10 protein-coding genes are annotated in these 15,843 nt (G+C 43.3%); 2 read left to right on the top strand and 8 right to left on the bottom strand.

Annotated elements, in window-relative coordinates; all coding sequences use genetic code 11:
- Positions 1–493 precede the first annotated feature (493 nt).
- Complete coding sequence (locus tag CDC33_RS23540; RefSeq protein ID WP_109010975.1) at positions 494–874, top strand: hypothetical protein; 381 nt, start codon at positions 494–496, stop codon at positions 872–874.
- A gap of 326 nt (positions 875–1,200) precedes the next feature.
- Here CDC33_RS23540 and CDC33_RS23535 read toward each other — a convergent pair whose 3' ends face one another.
- From CDC33_RS23535 to der, 8 genes are all read right to left on the bottom strand, one after another.
- Complete coding sequence (locus CDC33_RS23535) at positions 1,201–3,879, bottom strand: DEAD/DEAH box helicase (RefSeq protein WP_109010974.1); 2,679 nt, start codon at positions 3,877–3,879, stop codon at positions 1,201–1,203.
- A gap of 153 nt (positions 3,880–4,032) precedes the next feature.
- Positions 4,033–4,851, bottom strand: coding sequence for a pyrroline-5-carboxylate reductase (proC, locus tag CDC33_RS23530; protein ID WP_109012681.1), 819 nt, complete (start codon positions 4,849–4,851; stop codon positions 4,033–4,035).
- A 106-nt stretch (positions 4,852–4,957) separates the two neighbouring features.
- On the bottom strand, positions 4,958–5,560 hold the full coding sequence (locus tag CDC33_RS23525) for a cell division protein SepF (RefSeq protein WP_109010973.1): 603 nt from the start codon (positions 5,558–5,560) through the stop codon (positions 4,958–4,960).
- Positions 5,561–5,923: 363 nt separating this feature from the next.
- Positions 5,924–6,592: a YggS family pyridoxal phosphate-dependent enzyme gene (locus tag CDC33_RS23520; RefSeq protein WP_109010972.1), complete on the bottom strand. Its 669-nt coding sequence runs from the start codon at positions 6,590–6,592 to the stop codon at positions 5,924–5,926.
- A complete protein-coding gene (gene pipX / locus CDC33_RS23515) occupies positions 6,589–6,867 on the bottom strand; it encodes a transcriptional coactivator PipX (protein ID WP_109010971.1) in 279 nt (92 codons plus the stop codon). Before pipX ends, CDC33_RS23520 begins: the two co-directional genes overlap by 4 nt.
- A gap of 592 nt (positions 6,868–7,459) precedes the next feature.
- On the bottom strand, positions 7,460–8,989 hold the full coding sequence (locus CDC33_RS23510) for an anthranilate synthase component I (RefSeq protein WP_109010970.1): 1,530 nt from the start codon (positions 8,987–8,989) through the stop codon (positions 7,460–7,462).
- A gap of 22 nt (positions 8,990–9,011) precedes the next feature.
- On the bottom strand, positions 9,012–9,929 hold the full coding sequence (locus CDC33_RS23505) for an energy-coupling factor transporter transmembrane component T family protein (RefSeq protein WP_109010969.1): 918 nt from the start codon (positions 9,927–9,929) through the stop codon (positions 9,012–9,014).
- A gap of 241 nt (positions 9,930–10,170) precedes the next feature.
- Positions 10,171–11,541: a ribosome biogenesis GTPase Der gene (gene der / locus CDC33_RS23500; RefSeq protein WP_109010968.1), complete on the bottom strand. Its 1,371-nt coding sequence runs from the start codon at positions 11,539–11,541 to the stop codon at positions 10,171–10,173.
- A 548-nt stretch (positions 11,542–12,089) separates the two neighbouring features.
- On the opposite strand from der, the gene CDC33_RS23495 reads away from it, so the two are divergent.
- A complete protein-coding gene (locus CDC33_RS23495) occupies positions 12,090–15,557 on the top strand; it encodes a caspase family protein (RefSeq protein ID WP_109010967.1) in 3,468 nt (1,155 codons plus the stop codon).
- Positions 15,558–15,843: the final 286 nt, after the last annotated feature.

The raw sequence follows: 15,843 nt of genomic DNA, 5'->3' as shown, positions 1-15,843 counted from the left end.
TTTCCAAATGTAATGAAAAAAAGAAATTTTTACAAGTTTATAATTTAAGAACGAGAATCTATATCAAACTTATTGCTAAATATTTATCCTATTTTTAGCTAGAATTAAGCTTTTTAAGCTTCTTAAAGATAGCTATACTGATTTTTAGTTGTATAGAATAATGTACGACATGACTTTTGTTCGTAGTGAGCGATTTATCGCTCTGGATAAGACATCAAAGGAAAATTGCTGACATCAAGCTAACAATCACTATCTTGGGGATATAAAGCGGATTTAAAGTTGCTGAAGTACACAACTTAGGTTTTAAAGCCAGATATCAAGCCTGTTTGACTTCTAAGTTCTGCTGTAGCAGCTAATTTGCGATCAAACTGGGTAGATGGGGAACATTCTTAGGTAACAAGTGTCACGCTAGCTATTCTTAGGGAAAATCCACTTGAAGTTTGAAAGTGAATCGAATACCCTAAACTAGTAGACAATTTTCTTAAGTAAATCTATGAACAAAAAAATTCTTCTGAATTTGCTTTCCACTTCCTCAATCTTTATGTCGATGATGTCTACGCTGGTGGCATTTCATCCGGCCCACGCTAGTACTTCTATTACACAGCGATTACTGCACACAGAAGACGGTCGTACCTGTATCACTAACCCACATGGTGGAAAAGATTTTGTGTGCATTCGAGATTCAGAGAGAAAGCAACCCTATACCTCTGCACGTTCTGCAACCATTGTTACATCAGTATCAGATCAAAATATTGCCATGTTGAATTTTACTGACGCGGAAAGCGATCGCGCAATTCAGTTATTTGGTTGCGACTGTCCACTATGTATAAATTCTTTGCGGCAGTTGCAGGGTACTGGAAACTTGGTGTATTAGGCTTGAAAAGCGCTGATAACAACTATAACTTCTGTTAGATAGGCGTGATTAATCACGTATAGAACATATACGAAACCAAACAAGCATTTTTAACTAAATACCACTACTACTCTGTCAAGTTTAAATGAATGGGTAAGTGAGTTCGTAGTAAGGACTTTAGTCCTGATCTTTTAAGCACCCTTTGTGCTTACTACAAACCCTCAAAACTAGCTTGGACATTGTACTACTATTATTTGGTCAAATCTAAATTTATTCTTGGTACAGTTTGTAGGGGCAATTCATGAATTGCCCCAGAGTGCGTTTAGTTTTGCCTAAAAGCGTCCTGTTTATTCAACCACCTCATTCACAGGGAATCTATCAATCAACTGCATCGCTCGATAAGCATTACGCTGGAAAGAGTCTGGTAAATGGGGAACGTGGGGTATTTGCGATAATAAATCCAACGTCCGCCGTAGAATTCTCACCACGTCGCCTTCATCCAAAGTGGTGTTCTCGCAGAGTTCTATCCACTCCATTCCTAGCGCCCATTGTTCCACGATCGCAATTAATTCAAACTCTAACCATATAGGCAGCGCTACGTTATACCGCCGTTGTAGTTGGAACATTTGGCGGCGAATTCCCCGCAATTTTGCTAAGGCTTCTGCTACTTCATCACTAAGCTCAAAGTTAACTTTGCTATCTGGACGGGGAGTTTCCATCACCAAAGCGGCGGCGGCGGCGGCTAAATGGTGCGGATCTAAGTTGTCCAATTCACCACTAGCGAATACTAAACCCAACCACAATTCATTCTCGCCTCGAATGGCGGCAGCAATTCGCCCTAATACTGTGGGCACTAAGTTATCTAAAGCGCCAAAGTGTTGCAGAATTGCGATTAAATTGAGAAATTCTTCCCAATGACGTTGTGACTGTTGCTCTACTTGCCCTTGCAACTGTTCAAGTTCAGCTTCTAGTTCGACATAGCGGGCCCGACGCTTGAAAAGTGTGGCAGCATTGCCTGATTGATGTAGGGGATGAGCTTCTAATTGCTCTTGGATGGCAGCAGTGCGACTGAGTTGTTCTGCTACTTCTGGAGCCAGATTCAAAGATTCTATCGGATCGGGAATACGCGTGGCGATCGCAAATGTTTCTTGATTACCCCGGCGTGACTGTCCTGGCTTCAAAGGCATCTCTGGCGGTGGTAGTAAATCAGGTGGCACTTCAATTCGCGGCAGTTCGGCATACAAATCGACTACATCCCCTGTCGTTGCCACATACCAGCGATTATCATGCCCCAAGCATACCAAGTAAGGAGCTTGACCAGAACCAGGCGATTTGCCCACTAACACTGCGGTTACAGGTGTAGACACTGTGATGTTTTTACCTTTGAGACTTAACAGAGTTCCTGACACTGCAAATCCCAACATCATCCCCAATTCTTCTTGTCTATCTTCCTGCGCTTGCTCTTGCAAGGTTTTCAATATCTGGCGTTCTACTTTCAGGCGTTGCCGCAATTTCTCATAAATAGCGAGTTCATTTTCATCAACTGCGGCGATTTGCTCATGTAGTTGAGCTAATTGGGTTTGCAGTTCGGCAATCTCATCGTATTCTGGCCGTAAATGCAAGGTGGCCATGTACTGCCCAAAGCTGCGTTCTATCAGTTCCCTGGTTTGCTCTAGGGTGTGTGTTTGCAGCAAGTTGAGTACCATGCCATAACTGGGCGTAAACTGGCTTACAAGGGGGTCTGGCTTGGATGTTCCCAAATACGCCGCTTCTTTGGCTCCTTCAAAGGGAGTTTGGACTGTCACCACATAACCTTGTTTATCCATCCCCCGGCGGCCTGCGCGTCCTGCCATTTGCAAGAATTCGGAAGCGTTCAACAGGCGGTGTCCAGTATCGGTACGTTTGGAAAGAGTAGAAATTACCGTTGTCCGGGCGGGCATATTAATTCCCGCCGCCAGTGTCTCAGTAGCGAATACTACTTTAATTAGCCCCTGCTGAAATAGTTCTTCTACCAGTGCTTTCCAAGCAGGCAAAATTCCGGCGTGATGGGCAGCAATTCCCCGGTATAGGGGTGCAATTTGCCCAGAACGCCCGGCTTCGGGATTGCGGGCTAAAAAGTCATCTATCTGTTGCCGCAAAATCTGGGACTCTTCATTATTTACCAGCCATAAATCACCAACTTCTGCCACGGCTTTATCACATCCCCGGCGGCTGAAGATAAAGTAAATCGCTGGTAGCATATCCCGTTGCTCTAACTGACTCAAGGTAAAAACTATTCCAGGAGCCTCTGGTCTACCATTTCTCCCTCTCTCCTTTTCTCCTCCTCTCCCTTTCTTCTTCTGAATCAGGCGGGGGTTAATTTTGGTTTTGCTATCATTTAGCAGGGGAAATAACCCTTTGGGATTGCAAAAGTGAAATTCCAAGGGAACTGGGCGGAAATCTGAGTAAATCAGGTCAGTTGGGCCGTGAACGCGATTGAGCCAATCGGTGAGTTGATCGCTATTGGCAACCGTTGCTGAGAGGGCTGCTAGTTGGACTTCCCGGGGACAATAAATGATTGATTCTTCCCAAACAGTACCGCGCTGGCGATCGTTCATGTAGTGGCACTCATCAAGTATCACCGCTTCAACGTCTACTAATGAGATGCCGACTTGCCCAATGGGTGTACCATAGAGCATATTTCGGAAAATTTCTGTGGTCATCACCAAAATTGGTGCATCTCTGTTAATGGAAGCATCTCCAGTTAACAGACCGACTTGATCAAACCCGAATTTTTCTCGAAAGTCACGCAATTTTTGATTCGACAGCGCCTTTAGGGGAGTAGTATAAAATACACGTTTTCCTCGCGCCAGGGCGCGATAAATAGCGTATTCCCCAACTAAGGTTTTGCCTGAACCTGTGGGCGCACATACAACTACGGAGCGTCCGGCGTTTAGGGACGCGATCGCTTCTTTTTGAAACTGATCCAGATCGAAGGGAAATATAGACCCTAAGTCAAGTTCTGGAGACGGTGCAGGATAATTCACTCAATCACATTTGCAACCAGATTGTTTACTATACTAACGTTGGGCATTGGGCATTGGGCATTGGGCATTGGGCATTGGATATTGCAAAACTTTTACTTAGTCTTCATTGCCCATCCGCTATCCCCCATGCCCAATGCCCCATTCCCTAGTTTCTCATTTTCCCAGTTCTTGCGATCGCTCTGTGGCAGCTTTGACTGCTTCTATTAAAGCTGAACGAAATCCTGCCTGTTCTAGCTTGGCAATTCCCGCAATGGTTGTACCACCGGGACTAGTAACCCGATCTTTGAGTTCTGCTGGGTGCATTTTGGTTTCATGTAACAGTTTCGCTGTTCCTAGTACAGTTTGCAAGGCTAGTTGATTCGCAATTGCTCTAGGTAAACCTGCGGATACTCCGCCATCTGCAAGTGCTTCTACTAGTAGCGCCACGTAAGCCGGGCCGCTACCAGATAGCCCTGTGACTGCATCCATCAGCCCTTCTGAGACTTCTACGACTTCTCCCACAGCAGAAAAAACTTGCTGTGCTATTTGGTGGTGTTTGGCATTGGTGTATGCACCCGAACAAATGGCGGTAATTCCTGCTCCCACTGTTGCTGGGGTGTTAGGCATTGCTCTAATAACAGGCAATTGTACAAATGCAGCTTCTAGCTGACTCAAAGGCACACCTGCTAATATGGAAATGATTAGAGGTGAGTGTTCTTTATTAAGAAGATCAATATCTGTTAATTCTTGAGCGATCGCGCTGAACACCTGCGGTTTTACTGCCAAAAAGACAACTTCTCTGACTTGAGCGAAAACTTGGCTATTATCTGTAGTTACAGCAACATTGTATTGCTGTTTTAAAAAATCTAGGCGTGAAGATAGCGGTTCGCTAACTATAACTTCTGATGAGTCATAAATTCCACGCGCAATAAGGCGGGATAAGAGCGCTTCTCCCATTACCCCACCACCAATTAAACCAAATTTTATAGTCATTGATTGTTTGTCATCTGTCATTAGTCGGTTGTCCTTTGTCATTTGTCACTATTATCAAAACCTATGACTAATCACAAAGGACAAAGGACTAACAACTAATTTAACTTTATTGTGCCATCCGGTTAGTTTCGTTGCCCCAGGTTTGATTTGGAGTTCCTGTAGGACGAGAAGGGCGTGCTGGCGGTTGTGGTACTTCATGAAGAACGCCACCTTGGGTGCTAACTTGGACACAACTTGGCGTAAACAAGAAGATGCTCTCACCGATGCGCTCTTGATGTCCATCTAGTGCGTAAGTACCACCTGCAACAAAATCTACTGCTCGTTGAGCTTGGTCTGGGTCCATGATTGTCAGATTTAATACCACTGACTTGCGTTCTCGCAACGCTTGAATTGCCTGGGGCATTTCTTCAAAGGTGCGTGGTTCGAGTACTAAAACTTCCGAAATTCCGTTAATTGCTCCTGGCATACCAATCACATTCCCCATTGGCTTTGAACCTGCTGTTATATCATCTCCCATTGTAGGCACTGGTTCCCGCCAGCGTCGATTTTGGGCGGCTGGGTTTTCCTGTGGTGCTGCTGGTTGGGGATTTTCTTGCTGATACAGATTTTGGTAATTACTATCTGTTTCTGGTTCTTCTTCGTAATACTCGTATTCAACTTGCTCATTTAGACCCACAAAGTCTCTGAGTTTGGAAAATATATTGTTCATGGTTTGTGTACTCTCCTGGTGCGAATAGCCGATATTGACTTGGCTTAGGATTGATTGAGTAGGAGCAATCGCTACATCGGTGGATACTACAGCAAGTATACTGCTATTTGTAACCCATACTACTGGTTTTAGCGATGAACTGACACTTCTTACAAGGTCTGTGCATCGCCTAAACATAATAATGAGTCAAGATTATATCCTAAGGTTTGTTCAAAGGAAAGTTCTTTTTACCCCATTTTTCCTTAGCGATTGCTCTTGTCAATACTATATCCTTTGTTTCTAATTGCACCAGTCTGCTACAAAATTCTTGTCATCAAATTCTGATCTCTATTAATACCCAAGAGCAAGGCTGATGAGCAAAGGCTAAGAGCGATCGCCAAACAATATTGTTCCTAATCGTACCATCGTTGCGCCTGCTTGCACTGCCAGTTCGTAGTCGCCTGACATACCCATAGACAAGTGTTGCATTTTAATGTGCGACCAGTTCTGCTCCTGGATTGTCTTTGCTAGCTCACGATTGAGATTAAATACATGCAAAATTTCCGGATCATTTAATCCTGAAGGTGGGATTGTCATCAAACCTTGAATTTGTAAATTTTTGTATTGATCGAGTGTGGGTAAATCAGCCAAAAGTTCTGGCACACTCCAACCAGACTTGTTGGGATCGGGGAGAATTTTCACTTGCAGGCAAACCTGAGGACTCACTCCTAGCTGTTGTGCCAATTGATCTAAACGCTGTGCCAGCTTCAAATTATCGACGGAGTGAATCCAAGAGAATTGTTCAAGGGCTTTTTTGGCTTTATTGCTTTGCAAATGTCCAATAAAGTGCCAGGTAATATCCGGTAAGTCTTGCAACTCGGCTTGTTTGCTGGCGGCTTCTTGGATACGACTCTCCGCAAAATCACGAATTCCTGCGGAGTATGCAGACCGAATGGCCTGGGCAGGAACTTGCTTGCTAACAGCAATCAATTTGACTGAAGTTGGCAGAGAGGAGCGAATGGAAACAATACGTTCGGAAATCGAACTGTTCATTGGAAGGTGCGTTGGAAAACACTCTGAAGCTGATCGTACTCCTGAGATTGTCCACTGCGCCGCAGAGTACGTAAGCGATTTTCCAACATCATTCTCGCCTCAGTACGTCCTAGAGACTGGAATTTAACACCTTTAACATCATTTGCAACCAAAAAAAACAAGCGCTGGGCATAAAGTGTGGTGAACAAATCCTGGTTTTCATCAACCATACAGATTTTGTAAAGTAAACCCCAAGTTGGATGGTTTATGTAAGTTTCTGCGTTTTCTGGATTCATTTAAGAGTCAAGGTGTAGTCAAGGTGGAGTATGTATATCTTTTCGCAGTGAATTCCAAACATTCAGACGATAATACCAACATTCGTCAGAATATTTCCTTAAAATGCAAAACTGTGGTTGCGAAGACCTTGATCTAGTTTCTAATGGGCAGATGAAGCTAGTACCGCAAGGCAAAAGTCAAAAGTCAAAAGGTTTTAATTTTGCGCTTTCTGGTTCTAATTTAATGGTAAGTTGATTTCCGCCGGCCTGTACTAGTGGTAGTGAAGCGAAATGGTACAACATGACACGCGAAGCGTGGACTTAAAGAGTAGAGGCTTGTCGATAGATTTCGCCTTATGCTTTGGTGACTCAAATACACCAACCTGGCGGCACAACGCATAAAACAGTCCTGACCCTCTTATGAAAGTTTAGCGTAGCAAGGGAAAACACCCTTTGAAATTTCCAATGGCAACAGCGAACTTTTCAACTTCTTTCCATACTGCCACAACTATGGATGAATGGCACAAAATTGGAAGTGGGGAGATGAGGAAGCAGGGGGAGAAAGAATAACTAATAACCTATTCCCTATTCCCTACTCCCTACTCCCTACTCCCTATTGATTATTTAGCATTTTCAGGGCTGCCAGTTGTGCCTGGGCTTTGTGCAGAGATTCATACCATTCTTTCTCAGGATCGCTGTCTGCAACAATTCCCGCGCCAACTTGTCCCCAGACAATGTTGAGTGCTGAGTGCTGGGGGATGTGTCTTAAGTGCGGAAATAAAGAAGAATTTACTCCCCCTACCTCCCCTACCTCCCCTGCTTCTTGAGACACGGGAGCTAGTAGCAGGGTGCGGATTAAGATATTTAAATCTAAATGACCACGCCAATCTAAATAACCGCAAGAACCGTAGAACAAGCTGCGCCGCACGGGTTCTAGTTCTTCGATAATTTCCATGCAACGGACTTTGGGACAACCTGTGATTGTGCCACCTGGAAACGTGGCGCGGATCAAATCAATAGGAGTGTATTCGCCTTTTAAAGTACCTTTGATGTTGCTGACAAGATGCATCACATGGCTATATCGCTCAATTGTCAGCAATTCATCAACAGTAACCGTTCCCCATTCACAAACTCGCCCTAAATCATTGCGTTCTAAATCTACCAGCATGATGTGTTCTGCACGTTCTTTGGTGTTGCTGAGTAAATCTTGTGCCAGTTGCATATCTTGTTCTGGAGTGACACCGCGCGATCGCGTCCCAGCGATCGGTCTGGTTTCGGCTTGCCGATTTTGCAACATTACTAACCGTTCCGGCGAACAACTGATCACTTCTCCCCAAGGCGTTTGCCAATAGCTGGCAAAAGGCGAAGGATTGATTTTTTGCAAGGCTTGGTAAATTTCCCAACCAGAAGCCGATGTAGAGGCTTGAAATCGCAATGAAAGATTTGTCTGAAAGATGTCTCCAGCTTGAATATATTTTTTCGCCTGGTTTACAGCTGTTTCATAATCTGCTTGCGATGTCAAAAACTGAGGGGGCGAGGGAGATGGGGAAGAAAATTCTACTTTGTTCCTTAACTCCCCTTTTCTGTTCTCTAATTTGTGCTGGAACTCATCGAATTTACTTGCATCACTAACGGCTAGCCAAAGAATTTGTTGCGCGTGATCTAAAACGGCAAAACAATCTGGTTCATACCAAAACGCTATAGGAAATGGTAGGGGATCAATTTTATGATATGGTAACTGTTCAATTTCCCATGCTACATCATAGCCTAGCCAACCTAACCAACCGCCCGTGAAGGGGAGATGGGGAGGTGGGGAAGCACGCAAAGATGGAGGAGAAAATACTACCTCATCCCCCTCATCCCCCTCATCTCTTCCTACCCCTTGCTGTAATAAGTTTTCTAAGAAGGGAAAAACTTCTCCTACTTCTGGTGTCCACATCTGGGGGATGCCATCAACTAGGCGAGGAGCGCCTGCACAGATAGAATATCGGCACAGTTGGGGATGATCGATTGGCGTTGGGTAAGGACTTTCCAGTAGGGTAGCAATTTTCGGTGCGGAGGTGGAGTGAAAAAGAGCAGCAAAAACTTCCGAACCTGTGCGCTTTTCTAAGGGTAGCGATCGCCAATACCAAGCCTTAATCATACTGTTTATAAGCGTTGCAAAATTAGACCTGAGTTCCTATAGCTAGCCGTATTCCCCAGAATAAAATTAAAGTTGCGATCGCCAGCCAGTCACGCCCTTTAAATCGTAAATCATGCCACTGCACTCGATGCTCGTTGGGACTGGTAAAACCCCGCACCATCATTGCATTCGCCATTTGATCGGCTCGTAAGAGCAGATTTTCTAACAGTCTCTCTGCGACTGTCATCCAAACTTTGAATCCTCCTTTCAATCCTAGCTTTTTCCAATTAATTGCCCTTGTCATCACGGAGCGAAATAAGTTTTGCACTTCTTCTAAAACCAAAGGGATAAAGCGCAAGGATAAGGTTAAAGTTAAAGCAATTTCGGTGACAGGCCACTTGAAGCGTCTCAGGGGTTGCATTAGGCTTTCTATGCCAGATGTGATTTCTTCTGGTGCGGTTGTCAGCAGATACAGGTTGGTGCTGTAAATTACGGTAAATATAATTGTACTCAGACGTACAGCCAAATCCAAGGAGCGGCGAGTTACTTTGACTGGGCCTTTGTGAAATAGCACATAGCTGTATTTGCTATTACTTGCTGGTTCTTGAACAATATTTTTAGGATTTACTGGCTGGGTTAATATTTGTTCATTAGGTGGGAGGCGTGGCTGATAATCTACACCCATTGCATCAGGACTGATAGCTCCGATCGCTAAGATAAAAAATGATAGCATTAATAGCCAACCCATTTGCTGCTGCCATACTCGGCGGGGAATTCTAGCAATTAAGGTGGCAAGAATCAATATTACTACCAGCAGCACCCGCCAAAAGTTGTTAGCTAAAACATAGCTTGTTAAAAAGCTCATCAACCAGGCGAACTTGACTCGCGGATCGATTTTATGCAACCAAGTTTGGGGTTGTTCTAAATAAAGTCCAAGTGGCAGCGATCGTAATAAATCCATTTTAAAGTTAGGAGTTAAGAGTTAGGAGTTTTGACTTTTGAGTTAACCTATTATGTTGACATAGGCTTAAAAATAGCAATTTTAGCTTTAACTCATAACTCCTATAAAGACCCGATTAATCGCATCTCCCTTGTACAGACGCGATTCATCGCGTCTCTCTTGTCTTTGATTCATCGCGTCTCTCTTGTCTTTGATTCATCGCGTCTCTCTTGTCTTTGATTCATCGCGTCTCTCTTGTCTCCTAACTTATTTTGACGCGAGTTGCTCGATTAACATTACCAATTTCGGCATCACGAACTTTTTTGCTCCGCCACAGCAAAATAATTGGTGTGCCTTTAAATCCTAGCTGTTGCCGGAATTGGCGTTCAATGTAGCGGCGGTAGTTGTCGTTGAAGCGTTTGGAATCATTGACAAATAGTGCGATCGTTGGTGGTTGGCTACTTACTTGTGTACCATAATAAATCTTGCCCTGACGCCCACCACGGGATGCTGGCGGTGAATGCCAGCTAACAGCGTCTGTTAAGACTTCGTTAATTACTGATGTGCTAACACGGCGTTTGTGTGATTCAGCCGCAGTTTTCACCAATTCGAGAATCTTCTCTACCCGTTGTCCTGACAAGGCACTCACAAAAATTGTTTCTGCCCATTCAGTAAAATGTAACCGTGATTGCAGAGTTTTTTCGTAGTCGTAGATTGTGTAAGAGTCTTTTTCGACAGCATCCCACTTATTAACGACGATGATGCAAGCTCGACCTTCTTCGATAATCCGCCCAGCTAATTTTTGGTCTTGCTCAGTGACTCCATCAACGGCATCTATTACTAATAAAACCACGTCAGCACGGCGAATCGCTTTGAAAGCACGGTTAATACTAAAAAATTCCGTGCCGTATTCGATGTGTTTCTTTTTACGAATGCCGGCGGTATCAATCAAACGGTAGGTTTGCCCCTCTCGTTCAATGACGGTATCAATAGCATCGCGGGTAGTACCGGAAATCGGGCTGACAATTGCCCTTTCTTCCCCAACAAAAGCATTGAGTAAGCTCGATTTGCCCACATTCGGACGTCCCACAATTGCTACTTTGATTTCATTAGTTTCTGGGATGTCTTCAATAGCAGGGATGTGGTTAACTAACTCGTCGAGTAATTCTCCTGTGCCACTGCCATGAATCGCGGATATGGGATAAGGTTCGCCCAGTCCCAATTCCCAAAACTCGGCAGCTTGCATTAAGCCTTGTTCTGGAGATTCACATTTATTTACAGCTAGTAGCACAGGTACAGTTTGTTGGCGCATCCATTCGGCAATTTCTAAATCTGCCGAGGTGGGGCCTGTTTGACCATCTACAACAAAAATAGCGCCACACGCTTCTGCAAGGGCTGTCATTGCTTGTTGGCGAATCAGTGGTAAAAATTCGGTATCATCATTAAAAACTAAACCACCAGTGTCTACCACTAAAAATTCACGACCATTCCAGAAAGCTGGTAGATAAGTGCGATCGCGTGTCACTCCCGGTTCATCATGGACAATCGCCGTTTGTTCCCCGGCGAGTCGATTAACCAGGGTGGATTTGCCCACATTTGGGCGTCCGATAATTGCAACAATTGGCAGTGCCATAAAACCAGGGTAAGTGAGAGGTGTAGTATATCACGTACTTACATTTTACTCGCTTTAAACTGGAAGTTTTAATAATTTCCCAATCATCTGAAGCGATCGCCAGCCTTGGGCAAACTAGCAGCAAGACCGAGAATATAGTAGTTGCCGAGAAGGATATTATACCTTGATACGATCCAATACACCAACCGATGGCTAGGTATAACTTCAATAAATTTGCGATTTGCTGCTCGTGAAAAGTACCCGTGGGGGTACTTTTTAAATTTAATTGGATATTTTATACTAGTGACAAAGGTTTTATTGAATGTCCTAAAACCTATGATATCCAGTTGTCTTGTACATTGAATAAAGACTTTCAAACAACATAAAAGTGGGGAAAGAAGCCAAAATCCCAATAGACACCTCCGAAAAAGAATTGTTTTGACGTAGCAGTGCTATGTCTCTACAAGATTTCTGGGTAAGACATATTTAATTTCTGGAGATGTCTAATAATTATTATCTGAGCAATTTAGAAATTTTAGAAATTATAGCTCCAGGAAATACGAATAACCATGACTCGTAACTTATATGCTTTGCTTATTGGTATTGACAATTATCCTGATTTAAATCATCACCTCCAAGGTTGTGTAAACGACATTACAGCAATAGAAGAGTATCTTAACGAACGATTTGATCAAAAAGAATACCAATTACATTTACAAACGCTTAAAGATCACCAGGCAACCCGTCAGGCAGTCATTGATGGTTTCCGCAAGCATCTTCGTCAAGCTGGGCAAGATGATATAGTTTTGTTTTACTACAGTGGTCACGGTTCTCAGGAGTTGGCACCAAAAGAATTTTGGCACTTAGAACCCGACCATCTAGATGAAACTTTAGTTTGTTATGACAGTCGTACTGAAGGCGGCTGGGATTTGGCAGATAAAGAATTAGCAAAACTTATTGCCGAAGTAGCAGAAAAAGACCCGCACATTACCATTATTATGGATTGCTGCCACTCTGGTTCCGGCACCAAAGACCCATTGCAAGAGAGAGGAATACGTCGCTTACCTACAGACAAGCGAGAACGCCCACTGGATAGTTTTATTTTTTCGCTCGCCGACTTAACGCAACTTTCAGATTCCCGTGACCCGGAAAAACACCCCACTGGCTGGAAAATACCGAAAGGTCGTCATGTACTTCTAGCAGCTTGTCGAGACTACCAAACAGCGAAGGAATACTACGGCGGTGACAAACATCGAGGTAGTTTCTCTTATTTTTTGATGGATACACTTGCTAAAGCCAATGGCAAATTGACTTATCGAGATTTGTTTGGGCGGACAAATGCGATCATCCGCAGTAAAATTACAGCCCAGTCTCCTCAGATGGAAGTGAATAATCCTGAGGATGAAAACAAATTTTTCCTTGATGGAGCGATCGCAGAACGTTACCCCTACTTTATTGTTAAAAATGACCCAAACTATAGCTGGGTAATTGATGGTGGTGCTGTTCACGGAGTGCAACCACCCAAAGACGGCGAAACCACTTTACTAGCACTATTTTCCTTTGATGCCAATATCCAAGACCTGCGTGACCCAACAAAGTCTGTGGGTACAGCAAAACTGACTAGGGTGCTACCAACGCAGAGTCAGGTAGATATCAAAGATGTGCCAAACCTAACTGCTGATGGTACTTCTTTTAAAGCAGTTATTACCAGCCTACCGCTACCACCTTTAGGCGTTCACATTGAGGGAGATGAAGGCGGTGTAACTCTCGCACGCCAAGCACTAGCAACAGCTGGACTTGATGGTAAAGTTTCACCCTATGTGCGCGAGGAGAAAGAAGTAGGTAAAGCCGAGTTTCGCCTACTTTGTCGTCATCAACAGTATTTAATTTCCCGACCGACAGATGACCGACCTTTAGTGGCTCAAATTGATGGCTATAGTCCAGATAATGCAAAACAGGCAATTAAACGTTTAGAACATATTTCCCGTTGGACAACAATTGCGGAACTCTCAAATCCAGCAACTAAGATTATAGCCAATGATGTAGAGATGAAACTCATCTTTGAAAATGAAGAATCATCTCAATTGCAGCAGATGCGTTTGCAGTACACCTATAGGGATGGTAAGTGGCAAAATCCAGAATTTAAACTGAAACTCACCAATAAAAGTCAGAATCCACTTTACTTTGGCTTAGTCAACCTTTCAGACAGTTTCGCGATTAGCGCCCCATTTTTTGAAGCAGGTAGCATTAGGCTACAACCAGGAGAAGAAGTACTGGCTTTAGACGGCGAAAACTTGATACTCGAAGTCCCAGACGAGTTGTGGTCACAGGGGATTACTGAGTACAAAGACATAATTAAATTGATTGTCAGTAACGAGGAATTTGATGCTAAATTGCTGACTCAAAATAAACTTGATGCTCCTCGTCCACCTGCCACAAGAGATTTAGAATCTGCAAATCAAAGTAGCCTTGACCGTTTGATGAATCGAACTCAAAATCGTGAAATCAAAGCCAAAAGTGCAGCAAAGTATGACGATTGGTTTGCACAGGAAATTACCATTACCACTATACGTCCCTTAGACTCTACCCCAGTTTCTCAGACAGAACAAAAATTATTAGGAGTAGGGGTGAAATTACAGGTGCATCCTAGCTTGGTGGCAAATGCTCGCCTAACTACCACACCGCAAGTCAGCCGAGATTTAGGAAATCAAATTTTGCCCCCTATCCTGCGGGAAGATGCAGAAGTTACTCGACCTTTCCAATTTACTAGCAGTCGAGGTACTGACCCTGGATTAAGTGTATTGGAATTGAACGAGATTCAAGATTACACAGTTGTCACCCCAGATGCACCTTTGAAGTTATTAGTAGATGCACCGTTAGCAGACAATGAATATCTTCTTGCTGTTGGCTATGATGGGGAATTTTTCTTGCCTTTAGGTCGCGGTAAAAAAACTCAAGATAGCAAAATAGAAATTGAGATAGAACGATTAACAGCTCCAGTTAGTCAGGGAGAACGTAGCCTGCAAGGGTCTATTCGCATCTTCTTTGAAAAAGTAATCAGTCGCCATTTTGGACGGGAATTTAAATATCCCATTTTAGCAGTGGCTGAGGTGGGAGATGATCGTAAAGTAACTTATAAACGCGATGTGATTGATGTTCAGCAGCGAGTCGCAAAAGCACAAAGAATTGCCCTCTATCTACACGGTATTATTGGCGATACCGAAAGTTTAATTAGTAGCATTAATCAACCAGTATTGCAACCAGATGGGCAAAAGCTTTCTATCAGCAAACTTTACGATGTAGTTCTTACCTTTGACTACGAAAACCTGAATACTTCAATTAAAGAGAATGCTGAAAATTTGAAACGGCGACTAACAGAAGTGGGTTTAGGAGCAAACCACGGTAAAGAACTGCACATTATTGCTCATTCAATGGGAGGTTTAGTTTCTCGTTGGTTTATTGAACGAGAAGGAGGTAATAAAGTTGTCCAACATTTAATTATGTTAGGTACACCAAATGCCGGTTCTCCTTGGCCAGTTGTTGAAGATTGGGTAAAACTCACTTTGGGTATTGGACTCAACAGACTTTCTACAGTTGCTTGGCCTGTAACAGTGCTGACAGGTTTGATGGGAATTCTGGAAAAAAATATTAGAGTAGCTCTAGCTGAGTTAAACCCAAACTCTGATTTTCTCAAATCTTTGGCAGCAAGTGAAGATCCTGACATTCCCTACTCAATTATCGCTGGCAATACGTCTATTATTCCGGCAGCATTGGAGCAACAGCTAGAGAAAAAATCTAGCGTTTTAGAACGGTTACAGCGAAGTTTATTTAACAAAGTTGTAAATTTACCTTTCTTTGGTGTACCAAATGATATTGCAGTCACTGTAGATAGTATTGAGAATATTCCCAAAGGGCGATCGCTTGCACCCTTTATTCAACAAGTAGCTTGCGACCACTTAAGTTACTTCAGCATCGAATTACCAGAAGTCGGCTTAGACGCTTTGATTACAGCGATCGTCGCCCAACAGAAAAAGTAGACAGTTGAAAGGCAAAAATAAGCATTTCCTTTTGTTATTATTGCCTTGATAAATTATATACCAATACAGTTAACTTAAAGATTGTTTGTAGAGATTTGATATGTATTGAGACGTTGCATTGCAACGTCTCAAAGCGAGGTTATCAGTCGAACAAGTTATCTTAACTTAAAAGTATTGTGGTAAAGGCATCAGACCTGCTCGAAAACGAAAAGGATACAGAGCAACTGAATTGATTGATGGGGATCATTAATTTTGAATTTGGAATTTTGAATTCGGAGCAAAGCGA

The sequence above is a fragment of the Nostoc commune NIES-4072 genome, from assembly GCF_003113895.1.
Classification (GTDB): Bacteria; Cyanobacteriota; Cyanobacteriia; order Cyanobacteriales; family Nostocaceae; genus Nostoc; species Nostoc commune.
This window is presented reverse-complemented; position numbering and strand designations above follow the sequence as displayed.